At 59.6% G+C, this 13,114-nt stretch carries 22 protein-coding genes and 1 tRNA gene; 5 read left to right on the top strand and 18 right to left on the bottom strand.

The window, feature by feature from the left end:
- Positions 1-103: 103 nt before the first annotated feature.
- Positions 104-194, top strand: a tRNA-Ser gene (locus tag INT12_RS12800).
- A gap of 127 nt (positions 195-321) precedes the next feature.
- Here INT12_RS12800 and INT12_RS12805 read toward each other — a convergent pair.
- Genes INT12_RS12805 through INT12_RS12820 form a run of 4 tightly spaced genes read right to left on the bottom strand, consistent with a single transcriptional unit; the run spans position 322 to position 2,448 of the window.
- Entirely contained in the window at positions 322-1,386 is a 1,065-nt protein-coding gene (locus INT12_RS12805) for a tyrosine-type recombinase/integrase (RefSeq protein WP_193039432.1), read from the bottom strand.
- Positions 1,387-1,390: 4 nt separating this feature from the next.
- Positions 1,391-1,627: a DUF4224 domain-containing protein gene (locus tag INT12_RS12810; protein ID WP_126588662.1), complete on the bottom strand. Its 237-nt coding sequence runs from the start codon at positions 1,625-1,627 to the stop codon at positions 1,391-1,393.
- Positions 1,628-1,638: 11 nt separating this feature from the next.
- A complete protein-coding gene (locus INT12_RS12815; protein WP_126588661.1) occupies positions 1,639-1,869 on the bottom strand; it encodes a hypothetical protein in 231 nt (76 codons plus the stop codon).
- A gap of 36 nt (positions 1,870-1,905) precedes the next feature.
- Positions 1,906-2,448, bottom strand: coding sequence for a hypothetical protein (locus tag INT12_RS12820; RefSeq protein ID WP_226926168.1), 543 nt, complete (start codon positions 2,446-2,448; stop codon positions 1,906-1,908).
- Positions 2,449-2,578: 130 nt separating this feature from the next.
- Here INT12_RS12820 and INT12_RS12825 point away from each other — a divergent pair, with 130 nt between their 5' ends.
- Complete coding sequence (locus INT12_RS12825) at positions 2,579-2,821, top strand: hypothetical protein (protein WP_126588745.1); 243 nt, start codon at positions 2,579-2,581, stop codon at positions 2,819-2,821.
- Positions 2,822-2,855: 34 nt separating this feature from the next.
- Here INT12_RS12825 and INT12_RS12830 read toward each other — a convergent pair whose 3' ends face one another.
- The 13 genes from INT12_RS12830 to INT12_RS12890 form a co-directional block, all read right to left on the bottom strand.
- Positions 2,856-3,161: a hypothetical protein gene (locus INT12_RS12830; protein ID WP_193039433.1), complete on the bottom strand. Its 306-nt coding sequence runs from the start codon at positions 3,159-3,161 to the stop codon at positions 2,856-2,858.
- 49 nt (positions 3,162-3,210) lie between these two features.
- Positions 3,211-3,402 (bottom strand): hypothetical protein, encoded by a 192-nt coding sequence (locus tag INT12_RS12835; protein WP_169355404.1) that lies wholly within the window; start codon positions 3,400-3,402, stop codon positions 3,211-3,213.
- A gap of 82 nt (positions 3,403-3,484) precedes the next feature.
- Positions 3,485-4,054, bottom strand: coding sequence for a hypothetical protein (locus INT12_RS12840; protein WP_193039434.1), 570 nt, complete (start codon positions 4,052-4,054; stop codon positions 3,485-3,487).
- Positions 4,055-4,098: 44 nt separating this feature from the next.
- Entirely contained in the window at positions 4,099-5,094 is a 996-nt protein-coding gene (locus tag INT12_RS12845; protein WP_226926178.1) for an RNA-directed DNA polymerase, read from the bottom strand.
- A 375-nt stretch (positions 5,095-5,469) separates the two neighbouring features.
- A complete protein-coding gene (locus INT12_RS12850; protein ID WP_193039436.1) occupies positions 5,470-5,823 on the bottom strand; it encodes a four helix bundle protein in 354 nt (117 codons plus the stop codon).
- 57 nt (positions 5,824-5,880) lie between these two features.
- Positions 5,881-6,474 carry a DUF1566 domain-containing protein gene (locus INT12_RS12855; RefSeq protein WP_193039437.1) on the bottom strand — a complete coding sequence of 198 codons (594 nt, stop codon included), beginning with the start codon at positions 6,472-6,474 and terminating at the stop codon, positions 5,881-5,883.
- 120 nt (positions 6,475-6,594) lie between these two features.
- Positions 6,595-7,071, bottom strand: coding sequence for a hypothetical protein (locus INT12_RS12860; protein ID WP_193039438.1), 477 nt, complete (start codon positions 7,069-7,071; stop codon positions 6,595-6,597).
- 81 nt (positions 7,072-7,152) lie between these two features.
- A complete protein-coding gene (locus INT12_RS12865; protein WP_193039439.1) occupies positions 7,153-7,968 on the bottom strand; it encodes a DUF2303 family protein in 816 nt (271 codons plus the stop codon).
- A gap of 45 nt (positions 7,969-8,013) precedes the next feature.
- Positions 8,014-8,361 carry a hypothetical protein gene (locus tag INT12_RS12870; protein ID WP_193039440.1) on the bottom strand — a complete coding sequence of 116 codons (348 nt, stop codon included), beginning with the start codon at positions 8,359-8,361 and terminating at the stop codon, positions 8,014-8,016.
- Between the two features lie 91 nt (positions 8,362-8,452).
- Positions 8,453-8,767 (bottom strand): hypothetical protein, encoded by a 315-nt coding sequence (locus INT12_RS12875; RefSeq protein ID WP_126589549.1) that lies wholly within the window; start codon positions 8,765-8,767, stop codon positions 8,453-8,455.
- A complete protein-coding gene (locus INT12_RS12880) occupies positions 8,767-9,126 on the bottom strand; it encodes a hypothetical protein (RefSeq protein WP_126589548.1) in 360 nt (119 codons plus the stop codon). The genes INT12_RS12875 and INT12_RS12880 overlap by 1 nt, the downstream gene beginning before the upstream one ends.
- 454 nt (positions 9,127-9,580) lie before the next feature.
- Entirely contained in the window at positions 9,581-9,787 is a 207-nt protein-coding gene (locus tag INT12_RS12885; RefSeq protein ID WP_193039441.1) for a hypothetical protein, read from the bottom strand.
- Between the two features lie 59 nt (positions 9,788-9,846).
- A complete protein-coding gene (locus tag INT12_RS12890; protein ID WP_017848196.1) occupies positions 9,847-10,281 on the bottom strand; it encodes a tellurite resistance TerB family protein in 435 nt (144 codons plus the stop codon).
- Between the two features lie 685 nt (positions 10,282-10,966).
- On the opposite strand from INT12_RS12890, the gene INT12_RS12895 reads away from it, so the two are divergent.
- Entirely contained in the window at positions 10,967-11,284 is a 318-nt protein-coding gene (locus tag INT12_RS12895) for a DUF1654 domain-containing protein (protein WP_046485763.1), read from the top strand.
- Positions 11,285-11,387: 103 nt separating this feature from the next.
- Here INT12_RS12895 and INT12_RS12900 read toward each other — a convergent pair whose 3' ends face one another.
- Positions 11,388-12,269 carry a helix-turn-helix transcriptional regulator gene (locus INT12_RS12900; RefSeq protein ID WP_046485572.1) on the bottom strand — a complete coding sequence of 294 codons (882 nt, stop codon included), beginning with the start codon at positions 12,267-12,269 and terminating at the stop codon, positions 11,388-11,390.
- Positions 12,270-12,374: 105 nt separating this feature from the next.
- Here INT12_RS12900 and INT12_RS12905 point away from each other — a divergent pair, with 105 nt between their 5' ends.
- Both INT12_RS12905 and INT12_RS12910 read left to right on the top strand, forming a co-directional pair.
- The gene (locus INT12_RS12905) at positions 12,375-12,569 is read left to right on the top strand and encodes a Cro/CI family transcriptional regulator (protein WP_046485761.1); all 195 of its coding nucleotides are present in this window, start codon (positions 12,375-12,377) and stop codon (positions 12,567-12,569) included.
- A gap of 70 nt (positions 12,570-12,639) precedes the next feature.
- Complete coding sequence (locus tag INT12_RS12910) at positions 12,640-13,062, top strand: phage regulatory CII family protein (RefSeq protein WP_193039442.1); 423 nt, start codon at positions 12,640-12,642, stop codon at positions 13,060-13,062.
- The last annotated feature ends 52 nt before the right edge of the window (positions 13,063-13,114 follow it).

Here is a 13,114-nt window from a genome sequence, read left to right on the forward strand (position 1 = left end):
ACGCTCTGTAACAAGCGATGGCGAGAGTTTGACAGTGTGTTTCATTCGGGTATTATGGCGCCCGCTGAGACAGGATGGGCTGCTATAATCCTGTGATGCAAAAGGGAAATTGGCAGAGTGGTTGAATGCACCGGTCTTGAAAACCGGCGAACGTTAATAGCGTTCCCAGGGTTCGAATCCCTGGTTTCCCGCCAAGATTTACACGAAAGCCCCGCATCAGCGGGGCTTTTGCGTTTCTGGCGTTCAGGAATGCTGATAGTGAAACATCTGATCGTTTCCGCATCATTTCAGGCGGTTTCCGCAACTCAGCCAGATTTGAGATCAGCGAGTCGGCTTCACGATCTCGCCAACGCGTCTGTAGACCGTCTCCGTGATGCGCTTGTCCGTGTGCCCCAGGAGGCGGCTGGCATCACCCAGGTCGAGGATCTCGCTGGCGGCTTTCGGTCGGATATCGCGGAATTGGAACTGACGAATGCTCGCAGCAAGAATCCCATCTCCTTTCTCGCGGGCTGTCGCTATCGCCCGGTCCCTGGCGTCGTCAAAGCGCAATCGCAGCATCGGCTTGGTCACCTGTCGCCCATCCTCCGTGACAATCAGGTACGGGCTCCGCACGCCGCGGGAACGCCTCTGCTCTATCAACCGCTCCACTAGTGTGCCTAAGTCATTCAAAACTCCGGCGGCAGTCAGGCGGATTCGTAGCTTTTTGGAAGTCTTGCCCTGGGCAACCTGCAGGAACTCGTTAACCGCGTCTGCTTCCCGCATCGAAAGCACGTCCGCAGGGCGCTGGCCAGTCAAATAAGCCAGGTCCATGGCGTCGCGCAACTCCGAGGTCGCGACCGCATACACGGCGCTCCAGATTTCCTCGGTTGCATAAAAGTCCCGCGGCACTTCCTTGTTCTTCCGCACGCCGGCGGCCGGGTTGCTCTCGGTGATCCCCCACTCGCGTGCGATGTTATAGATGTGCGAAAGCAGGGAGATCTCCCGGTTGGCTCTCACCTTGGCGCTCCGTCTATCCCGGTATTGGGCTATGACCTGCGGCGTCACGGCATCAATAGGGGCGTCGGTGAACGCTTTGCGTAGTTGCTTCAGGCTAAGCAGGTTGTCGCTCTGCGTCTTTGGCGCCTTTCCCGGGATGACCTCCCGCTCGTACCGATCAAACACCTGGCCCAGCAGGGCGTTCTTCTTCGGTACTGGCTTGCAGTCGAGCTTTGCCCATTCAGCCTTGGCGATATCCAAGTCACCCCCGAGCGGGATTTCTACCCGCTTCCCGTCTTCGTTCCTCCCGTCGTAGTAGTACCCAACCCACTCTTTGCCGCCTTTCAGCGTGCGTACACGCCGAATCATTCGCGGCGGCAGGTCCCTATTTGCCGCCTTTTTGGCTCGCATCTCTTCATCCTACCTTTGACAAATCCAGCGACCAGGCCTCGGCCGCAACGTTTTCCGCAGAAGGCTTTACGCCTGCCAGCTTCATTCGGGCGTAGACACGGCCGACCACTGGCCGGCGAGCCCTGGTCAGCACGTACTTCCAGCCGTTTCGGGTCAGCCACGCTATCTGGCCTGACGGAATCATGTATCCGGTGATCGCCGCCAGCTCTTCCTCGGCAAGCGTTTCGCTTTGCATCTCCATGCTATGCACCTCTATACGTCAGGTTTGTCGAGAGAGCCGGCGGGCCGCGCTGTCTTGATGATGTGGATGACCAGGCCGAAGGTGATCAGCATCCAGGCGCAGGTGCCGGCGAATGCGCTGAATATCGCTTCGGTGGTGCCCGTGCTGAGCAGTTCAGGTCCAAGCCAGATGAACCAGTAGCCGGTGCCGACCAGGTACAGCAAAGCGCCCAGCAGGATCAGGGTGAGTTTCGTTGCGAACATGGGGTGTCCTCGCCGCGCTGGGCGGCAGAAGGTGGGTTAGGTGGTGGCTTTCTTGATTGCGGCCCGCGCGTCGAACATGGCGTAGTACAGGCGATGGAAGATCGCGCAGCTCGGGTCTTCGTGATCGTCGCCGCCGTGCTCGAAGATTCCGTCGATGGCGCCGCTGTAGTTGCTGGCGATCTGCTCGCATTCGCCCGCTACCTGGGTGAGCGCCGCCAGTGCTTTCAACAGTTGCTCGCTGCTGGCGCGCTCCTCGCGGCCGATCTCCCAGAACTGCTGCGCCCAATGTTCCGCCGGCGGTGGGTTTGTGTTTTGGGCGCCCAGAGCCATGGCCCCGACAATCGTGTCGCACAGATCGTGCTTGTAGGCGTTGTCGCCGTCGATGCTCAGGCCGTTTCGGCGCAGCGCGTCCAGTGCGTTGTTCAAGTTCGACTCGGGGGAAGGCAGCACCAGGTCAAAGTCCTTCTTGCCAGGGCGACAGGCCACCACCAGCAGTTCACAGTCGAGCGGCAGGTGCTGCGCCATATCTGAGATCGCTTCGATAGCGGCCTCGCGGAATGCATTCTTTTCTTGGGGCATAGGGTCACCTCGCCCGCCGCTCACCGGCAGGCATGTAGGGGGATGGAGTAATGGCGTTTTGCCTAGATATCTCTGTCGTTTGGATGGGTGTAAAACGGGTATTCATCCCACCCAGTCGCCAGGAGGGCGCGTGCCACATCAACTAGATGCGCCTATTGCGCACGCGTACCGCGGCCAAACGATGTTTCTCAAGTTCGTCTGGCGGCGCCCTAACGACAAAGCACCGGTCGCTGCCATGATCATCGAGCCGGCGCCCATTCATGGCCTGGGCGAAGTCGCTGCCGAACTGATGGGGCCTTGGCCCGACTACCCAGCCGCCATTGATGAGGCGATGGCCGCTGCTGAGCGCTGGATCGACAGCCAGCTACCCTGAGTCGGCTCACCGGCAGGCATGTAGGGGGATTAGGCTAGGAGTTGACCTTGACGCCTTTCGCTTGAATTGCTGACGTGATTCGGTCCGTGGCGAAGTTGTAGCCGCAATCGAAGTTGTCACCAGCATGACCCGGCCAAGCCTGGAGCGCGTCGGAGAGACCATCATCCGGAAGATCCACCACCAGGGTTTCGCGCGAGCGCTTGAACCAGTACCAGGCCCGGGCAACTCGCGGCACGCTGTAGCTGTCGCCCAGGCGCTGCAGCTTGATGAACGCTACCGGCACTTTGCCGTTGTCGTCGCTGAAGACTTGCTCAAATTGATCCTGCATCGCCTGCGTCATGGCCTGGGCCCTCGGTAGATGAACACGTAGGCGAACCAGAGGGTGGCGATCATGGCGTCACCTCAGTTGCTTCGACGGCTTCAAGGATTTCACCGACCTGCACGTTTCTGGAGCAGTGGTGGCAGATGCTGGGTACCTCGGCGATGTCGGCAGCCAGCTCTTTGGCTTCTTCTTCGTTTTCGGCTTCAACCTTGACCACGATTGATGCGTCGACGGTCAGGAGCACGCTGTAAGTTTTCATGGGCGACTTCGTCCTTGCCGCTATAGCGGCTGACTTTGAAGGGGGGGGTTACAGATTTTGCGGGTGGAGTACGGATGTACTCCTATCGGGATTTTGCGCTCTGCCGCGACAGCTCCAGGGCGTCTTCGCCTTGCTGAGTCATTTCCCACAGTGCAGGGCTGCGCTGCACACGATTCAGTAGGCCGAGCTGGGTGAGCAGGTCAAACCAGTGCAGCCCGATGTCTGCACCCTGCCCGTCGTCTGCACACTCTTGAAAGCGCTCGAGCTTGCGGATCACCTTTTCGGCGAATGGGTGCATCGCCGTTTCCGTAGCGAGTCGAACCTGCAGAGCGTCACGTTCGCGGATTGCCTGGGTGTGCTTGCCACGCCAGTGCAGCACGGCGTCTAGTTCTTCGGCGGCTGACACTTCCGGCTGCCCTGTCATTCGGCGCTCGATCATCTGCCAGACGGGTTCGTACTCGGGCCAATCGCTTTCAATAATCAGGAACGAGCGAGCAGGAGCACCTTCCCTCAACACCGACTCATGAATTCTCCGCAGGAATCCGCTTGCGGAGCGCCTCTCGGCGTGCGAAAGCTTGTCTAAATCGGTGTATTTGATGACGTTGTATCGATCTTCGCGATGGAAAGAGATCGCATTGCTTTCTGTAGGCATGGGGAGTCCTAGCCGGGCCACGCCCGGGCAGTGGAGTGGGGGAGTTACTGCTTCTTGAAGGTCTTGGTCAGGTCGGCATTGACGCTATTGCCGCGCTTCAGCACGACCCGGGCAAGTGCTGCCCGGTCTTTGTGGCTATGGCTGGCCTGGCTGAGCAGGCAGAAGTAGCTGTTGGCGGTCTCACGAAGATCCTCGGCCGGTGCCGCGGCTGTTCGCTTCAGCGCCTGGGCAAGCGACCGCTTGCGAGTTGAGCGGCGCCAAGGTTTGATCACATGCCCAACGAAGTCGACGCCGCGGTCTACGGGCTGCAGGATCGTCTTGGTGGGATTCAGCTTGGCGCCGAGCCTGGGCAGGAACTCTCCCACCTCGGCCAACCACTGATTGAGCTGCTGCGGCGACTCATGCAGGAACATGAAGTCGTCGACGTAGCGGATGTAGTGCTTGGCGCCCAGGCGGTGCTTGGCGAACTGGTCCAGGGCGTCGAGGTAGACGTTGGCGAAGAACTGCGACGACAGGTTACCGATCGGCAGGCCGAGGTGGGCAGGCTGTGCCACCAGGCGCTTGTGCTGCGGCACCCGGTTGAACAGGTGCGCGGGGCTGCGGGTCTCGTAATCCTCGCGAGGGTCGTGCATGAGGATCTGCGTGGCCAGTGCCAACCACCAGGGTTCGGTGATCCTGGCTTCCAGCTGCTTGCGCAGCACCGCCTTGTCGATGGCGACGAAGAAGTTGGCCAGGTCGCACTTCAGGTAGAAGATCGGCTTCGACCAGTTCTGCGAGGCGCTGCGGATCTTCGACTCAAGGCGCTTGGCTGCATACAGCGTGCCGCGCCCTGGAATGCATGCGCAACTGTCCGCTATGAAGCTGGCGTAGAAGCGCGGTGCCACATGGTTGTACAGCAGGTGGTGGACGACGCGGTCCCGAAAGGCCGCCGCCCATACCTCGCGGGCTTTCGGTCGGGTGACCACGAAACAGATTGATCGGCCTGGCCGGTAAGTGCCGGCAATCAGGTCGTCGTGCAGCTCCAGCAAGTTGATCTCCATGTCTTTCTCGAACAGCCGGGCGCTCACGGAGTTCCGCTTGTTGCGTCGGCAGTCGTAGTAAGCCTGGACGAGATCCTCGAACTGGAAGGGGGCAACACTTAAATCTGCGGACAGGGCGCGCGAGCCGCTCGTTGTTCTTGTCGTTGTTGTTGAGCCAGCCATCTTCAAAGTCCATGTTGTAGGCGTTGTTGGCGGAGCGCTGCGACCTGTCGAGCTATCTACATCGCCAAACCGAAGGCAGCGCCGATCAGCTTGGAAACTGCGCCAGACCTACGCGGACGCTTTAGACCGGCGGTATCTGTTTTTGCGCATGGCGGTGACCCATAGGTCAGCGGCTCGACCAGATTTGGCGCACAGGCAAGAGGGCCGTGACCCTCAAGCAGCGGGCGCGGTTGCGGATTTCTTCCAGGCGTTGGCCTGGCGGCCTATTGAGGCCGTCATCATCATTGCTTTGGCGTGCTGCCCCTTGCTGATCAACCCTCGGTTGGTGAGGGCGCGCAGCAGGTAGTTGAGCATCCAAATGCTTTCGAGCAGGAGGTTGATGTGGGGCAGCTTGTCCCGGGTCATGTTGGCCCGGCCGATCAGTACCAGGACCTGTAGGCACTCGTCCCGGATTTTTGCCCCGACAACCTGTTTCAGGTCGCGCGGGATATTGCGCACCAGGTCAAGCGAAAGCCCGAGCAACTCCTCGGCCACCTTGTGGATTTCCAAATCCGTATGCAGCGCCATCCCTGGACTCCTGAAAAGCTAGGGCGCTGCCGCGCCCATGAATGAAGAATTGAATGATCAAATAAACTTTCTGCGGACAGGGCGCGCGAGCCGCTCGTTGCTCTCGCCGTTGCTGACGAGCCAGCCATCTCCAAAGTCCATGCCGTAGGCGTAGTAGGCGGAGCGCTGCGAGCTTGTCCAGTGGTACGCCTGGGTGAACATGTCCGGCACGGTGATTTCGAGGAAGGAAGCCTCGCGGCGAGCCATGAGGTAGAAGTCCTTGTGCCCATCACGCTCGAAGGCTGCACAGAACTGGGCGGCAGGGTGGTCGTGCTCCCGGTTGCTGCTGGCGAGGTAAGCGGTGTTCGCCTGGCCGTCCCATGGGGATTTGGCGCCGCCAAGTTCTTCGCCGTAGCCACCCCACTCATGGGTCGACTCTGCATCGCTTCCGGTCGGAACAATCAGGTAGTAGGGCTTTTCGCCGCCAGGGAACAGGCCGCCGTTCACACCGCCCTCACCGGGCCAGTATTCGCCGATGGCTGGGATGCCGCTTTCCGCAATAGTCGGCGCGGTGGTGATGGCCAGCGTTGCCAGCTTCAGCACTACAGCTTCATCCGGGCTGCTGATCATAAGATCGCCGCGGGTGTAGGTGGTCAGTTGATTTGCTTGCATGGGATGCTCCTGTGAGCGAGATAAGGGTGCAGGTAGCCGGCGCTTCCCGACGAGCTTCTGGTCTGAGCGCCGTCCTGGCGCTCCCGGGAATCACCTGCGAAAAATCAATGAAGAAATGAATTACTGAATAGGGAGGCTGCGGACAGGGCGCGCGAGCCGCTCGCTGAACTTGCCGTAGTAGTAGAGCCAGCCATCTTCAAAGTCCATGAAGTAGGCGTTGTAGGCGGAGCGCTGCGTGCTCAGCCAGTGATAGCGATCATCGCGAAGCTCTACCAGGTCATCTGCCTTGGCCGCCATCAGCAGTTGGCCCTCAAGGCAGGACGGAATAAAGCCGCCCAGTTCCAGCGCTTTTACGGCGATCTCGCTGCCGGCCTCGGCCATGGCGCGGGTGTTAGCTTCGCCGTCGCTATAGCTGCCGGCGCCTTCGATCTTTACGCCATACTCACCCCAGACACCGTTGAGCTCGTCAGGCAGAAGGATCAGGGCGCGCTCTACGCCGTTGAGCCAGTAGCGGGTTACGAACACACCGCCGGCCAGAGGTTGGCCGCGCTCAGGGAGTTCTGCGGCGAGTACTGTTTGCTGTGCTTGCTTGGTCATGGGTTTGCTCCGGGGTAAGCGCCGCCCTCCGGTTACCGGATGCAGCGAATAGGAAGGCCGGTCTCCCGGCTTGGAAGGGGACTACTTGGGATCAAACGCGCCCAGCGACAATACGGCCGCTTCGCCAATATTGCGTTGAAGTACTGCCTTGAACTCCTGGGCGATGTCTTCGCGCTGGACCTCTTCACCAACCCACCGCAATTTCAACACCGGCTGCGAGCCGCTGGTGATGACCGAGAGGCGAAGGGTGATCTGTTGTTCGGTCAGGCCTTCGAACGGGACCGTCCGAAATTGCAGGGATACCGGCAGGGTCTCCTTGCTACGCGCTTCGATCTGGTCCATGGCGCTGCGGCTGGCGCTGGTTTCGCCCACCGTGGTTTCCGATTCGCTGGACGCCTTGATGGTGATCGTGCGGACGGCAGCAATGGCTTTGGCCACAGGGATGGGGTTGCCGGCTTCGTCGACCGGGGTGAGGTACTGGTGCCAGTCTTCGATCCAATCGCTCAAATCCTTCTGACTGATACCGCGACCACCGATTGCCTGGGCGGCGGTGTAGCCGGCTGTTGCCTTCAGGCGAAGGATGGCGCGGTCGTCGGCGTGGCCAGGTTCTGCGGCAGTGCCGAGGTTGAACAGCAGGCCGCAGCTCATTTCGTCCTGATTAATGAAGCCGCGGGCGCCAGGCGCTGCGCGTTCAACGACGTAAGCGCCGAAATCAGCCAGTGAGTGGGTGCTGTATGTGCCACGGAAGCGGCTGCGGCCAGCCTGGAAACGCTCAAGATCGATGACCTTTGCGCTTTCCGGCAACACCACGGTAGGGACCAGCGTTTCCAGCTTTTTGCCGGTGGCTTCCAGCGCGGTATCGGTGATGAGCTGAATTGCATCTTTGGTAAGTGACATCGGTTATTTCCTTGGGTTGCGGAAGGGAGGGTGAGGCGGGATTGATCAGGTACGGGGCTTGATTGGCGCTTCTTCGCGGGTGAAGAGCTGATCGTGCTTTTCAGCGAAGAGGGTGATCTTTCCGCCGGAGCCAACGTGCATCGGCGTGTCCAGGCTGGTGTTCTCGCTGCGGGTACCGCGCTTGGTCGGCACCTTGTAGTCGAGCTTGTGCTTGATCTTCACCTGACTGGATTCGCCGATCTGGCTGAAGTCCAGGGTAATGACCAGCTTGCCGGCCTTGCCGTGGTCAACAACACCGGCGGCTACTTCGGAAAGGGCGTGGCCGATTTGGCTGGCAAAGGCGCCACCGTTGAGTTCTTCAAGAAACTCGGCTGTATCGGTTGCGGTGGACATGGCTGTTTCTCCGGGATGGCCTGCAGGCCGCTGGGTGGTAGGTTGAATTGCGACTGGCGAAGGCGCTGGCGCACCTGGTTGCTGATGCGCCTCATGGGGTGTCGGCGAACTTGAAGCCGTTTTCCTGGGCGATCAGCGTCACGCGCTTGATGTGCATGCCCAGGTTCTTTGCTGCCACGCTGGCTACGACACCCTTGGCCGCTTCGGCGCGCACCAACGGTGCCAGCTTGTCGCGCTGGGCACGCAGTCGTTCGTGGTGGGCGGTGGTGCCATTGAAAGGCCCGTCAGCGCTGACGCCGCGCGGGATGACCTGGGCTTTCTTGCCCGCGCCGTAGAACGCATCAATCTGGCGGTTGAGGTCGGCGATCACCGCGTCTTTCGGGTTGGCCATCGGTACGCCGATCATTACTGCGCACCGTAGTAGGCGAACACCACCAGCAGCGCCGCGAAGCCAGCTGTCCAGCGCACCATGCGCCACCCAAAACGCTTCGACGTGGACTTCGCCGCATCGAAGAAGTCGGCGTTGCGCTCGAGCTGATCGGCGTACTTGCACGCGCCGTCGTGGCCGGTGCGTTCGCCGCGGGATACGCCGCTGGAGCGCTCGACTACATCGAACAGGTTCTTGCCGAGCGGCACCACGTTGAAGCGGGGTACCTTCACTGGCTCTTCACGACCGATCTTCATGTACATCTCCGAAGTGGAAAGCGAAACCCGTTCCCGCAGGGCCTGCAGAACGGCTTGGCTTTGTTGGATGGCTTGGTTCATGCCGACTCCTTGGTTGTGGTTGCGTTTATTCGTCAGCAACCTGACCGCCTGGTCTGTGCCGGTGGGCCCAGGGGAGGGTGCTGACGGATAAAGGCAAGGCGTAAAAAAGCCCGATCAGGACCGGGCTTTCGTTGCGGTACATAGACCTCCCTATGTCACGCAGGGGGTGGCGGTCGAGCGCCTGGGTTTGTTGTTTATATGGCTGCTAATCCTCCGTTCTAGGTGGGTTGAAATGCAGGTGGCCGGCGCGCGCCGGATGTTCGTCCGCATCGGATATAGCTCGAATCCCTCCGAGTGTTGTCCGTCTTCACAAGGCGCTATTGATCGCACCAGCTCGGGACAAGGTGGCCACCCTGCTATCACGACAGAGGGCCGAGCTATATCCGATGCGGCCTGGTCTGTGGAGTACCAGGGCCTCGGGCAGTTAACGACATGCTGTCGTTGCGCTGGTTTTTCAGGCATGCATGATCACGACAATGTATCCGTCGCACTTTTGCGATAAGCCCCAGCGTTTAGAAGACACCGCTGCTCCAAACTTGCTAATCGCTGCCGTCTTCACCTGCTGAAGCACTGCGTCGGGACGCTCACCAGCATCTGCAAGCGCGAGCCATTCCAGCTGCTTACCGTCGCTCAGATGAGCATCAATATTGAACTGAGCCACTTCTTTATCTCCTGGTTGTCATCCCGCTGCACCCTGTCGCCAAGGTGCAGAAGTGATGCTTACAGGTGGTCTTTCAGATTCAGCCCCAGCAGCTTGGCGCTGCGCTCGAGGGCGGTCAGCTCGGCCGGTTCGATCTCGCCGTCGGCCTCGGCCACGGTGAGCATCACGTTGAGTACGGTCAGCGCTTCGGCCGGGGAGTGAGCCAGGTCGCCCAGCTCTTTCTCGGCGTTCTGCCGCAGGATTCGAGCGCCTGACTTGAAGTCGGTTTTGGCGCGGTCGATGGTGTTGGACAGCTCAGCGCCGAAGCCCTGGAGCGCCGGGTTGTTGCTGAGGATGGTTTCGATCTTCGACAGCTCGCTCTCTTCCAGGTCGCCGTCTGCGGCTGCAACGTAGATCGATCCGTACACCACCGCTTCCATCAGGTCGCGGTTTGCCAGCTTGGCGACTGCCGCACGGGCCTGGCCGGATTTCTTGCCGAACAATTTGGCTAACATGGTGTTTCCTCTTGCATTGGGTTGATTTCCCGTCAGGCCCTCTTGCGAAGGCCTATCGGTGAAATCCCGGCCACGCTACTGGCGTCAGACCGGGTTTGTTGCGTCAGCGGTGTGGCCCGTTGCCCGCTGCTGATTGCAGGGCTGGCCGGTCGTCTTCGTGGGTGGGCGGCGAGCTTCCTCCTCACGGCGTCAAACAGCATCTGTTCGCCGTGGATCACAGGTCCTTACAACATGCACGCTACAGCTCTGAATGCCCTGATTGAGTGGGGCAGGGTGCATGAGGTCCGGCGTTCCCAGCCGAGGCTATCGGGACCGCTAATTCGATTCGGTGTCTCTCCCTTCTGCCGCTGGGATTAGCGGAGCGCATTGCTTGCCGGGTCGTTCACTCGGTTCTGGCGTTTCACCATCGAGCAGCCGTACAAGGTTTTCCCTGTCGTTGGCAGGCTTTCGGGCCTGTCTGCTCGCCGGTCGCCGGTAGAGGCAATGCGGTCTGTTGTTTGTTGCGCTGACTGTTAAAGAGCGGTTCAGGCCCTGAGGCCCTGGCGAGTCCCTGCTGGGTGACTCGATGGGGCTAGTTAACCATCGGTTTATTTTAACGTCAATACCGATGGTTAATTTATTTTAATTGGGCGTGAGTTATGCTTTTGCCATCACTGGATGGATGTACAGCATAGGGTGGGGGCAAATGAGCAAAGCGCAGAAGGCTAAGCAGGTAGTACGAGTTGAGATGTCCGCGGTTGAGCGCTTAGGCCTACGGGTATCGTCAATGATCAATTCGCCACGAGCCCAGGAGCGGTGCTCGGCGGTCATTCATCGCCTGGACACGGACCGTGACGCCGAGTGGGATGAGGTCATGGGGAGGATCGCCGAGACGGATGGCGTGAACATGGTCTTCCAGGATGACGGCGGGGTGCTACTGGAGTGGGAGGCGCCAAGCGACGAGGATAGGGTGGTTGAGCTAGGGGAGGTGGAGGCGTTAGAGGAGGAGCCAGCGCCTTTCTGACGGTCGCAAAAAGCCCGCCCAGTGGCGGGCTGCAGGTCGACTACAAATCAGCAGGTCGCAGCATTCAGGGCAGGTCGATGCCTGCGAGAAGGCGGGGCACGGGTCAGGCCTTTCTCGCATTCCAGATCAGCAACACCTTGGCATGAACGATCACATCCTCAACTCGGGCTTCTTGGTCCCTAATATTAGGGTTGTCGGAAACCAGCAAAAAACGGTCAGCATCCAACACCTGAATCCGCTTGATGTACAGGTGCTCATGCCAGGTCAGGACGTATATGCCCTCACCAGCAAACTCGTTGACGCCCTTGTCTACTATCAGCGGGTCTTTGTCGTTGATCGTGCCCTCCATGCTTTGGCCCCAGCCGGTAATCATGGCTAGCGAGTGTGGGGAGGTATACGAGATGTTTTTCTCGCGCAACACGTCTTCGTGGATGATTAGATTGCGGACCACCTCGTTGTAGTCACCCGGCACTTGGCCGTGACCCATCGAGGCCCTGACATCGTACTGGCGAATCACGATCTCGCCCGCACGGGCCTTAAGCCCTGAAAAATCGGCCTGAATAACCTTGCCCTGCGCCTCACTGGCCGCCGTGAGCGCAGCAGCAGCGATCTTCTCTTGCGCATCGGCGTCTAGATTCTTCCCCGCATGCTTGCGGATCATCTCCATAACCTTCTCAGCCGCACTCGCGCCTCCAATCGCCGCAGCCTTAACGGGGGCGCTGGTTAGTGCCGCTATCTCGCCAGCCAAACGCGGGCTGAATGCTGAAACGGGTTCATCAAGCATGCGCGCCAGTACCGCTGCGAACTTCGTGTTCAGGGGGTTGATGCCCTTGAAGTAGAGATTCACGGCAGCCGGGGTCATTCCCGCCTCATCGGCGATTTTCTTTTGACTGAGCTTCAGCTCGTTCTTCTTCGAGAGGAACAGGTCATGCGCGGCTGCGCATTCGGCAATCAGCTCGGGCGGGAGGATTCGTTTTTTGGTCATGGCGCAAATTTAAACCAATGGTTAAAAATAAGAAGAAACCATCGGTATTGATTAAAAATTAACAGATGGTTAATATCGGCCTCATCTACAAGCAGAGGCATGACCATGAATGAGACTCCCCTCGACAAGTTCGTGGCTGACAAAGGGCAGTCCGAAGCCGCACGGCTTCTTCGGGTGACCGCCCCAGCCATTTACAAAGCCCTATCCGCGAAACGGGATATTCGTGTTCTTGAACTGCCTGACGGCACATTCAAGGCAAACGAGCTCCGCCCGTTCCCATCCCAAAAATCGGCTGCTTAGCGTTCTCTTGGGAAACAGTTTGCAGCGCGTGATGGCACGCAGCCACATAAACAAGATTGAGGTTTTACGGATGCACGATTTTCTGAAGGCCTGCGACACCGTGGTTGATGAAGCCAACACCAAGCAACTGTCCACGCTGATGAATATGCCGCCCGTGAGCCTGCTTCAGCGCGCCAATGCGAACTACGACGGCGCCTGGTTCAACGTGAAGCACCTGTACGCGCTGCTCCTGCACACGCAAGACATGCGCCCGCTCGCCGCGCTGGCTGGCGAGTTCGGTTACTCGGTCTTGAAAAAAGACCAACCAGCAGCCCTCGGCATTCATGAGGCGCTGGGTCGCGCAACTCTGGAGTTCGCCGAAGTAACCGTCGAGACCCATGCCGCGATGGCTGATGGTCGCGTTAACCAGGTAGAGCGCGCCCGGATATTGAAAGAGATTGCTCACGCAGAAGAGGCGCTGGCGCAGCTAAAGGCATCAATAAAAGTCGCCTGAATTTCAGGCACAAAAAAGCCGGGCTGCAACCCGGCTCTTTCAACAACTTGTA

Origin of the sequence: Pseudomonas sp. K8 (assembly GCF_014889455.1) — a bacterium.
In the GTDB taxonomy this organism is placed as follows: domain Bacteria; phylum Pseudomonadota; class Gammaproteobacteria; order Pseudomonadales; family Pseudomonadaceae; genus Aquipseudomonas; species Aquipseudomonas veronii.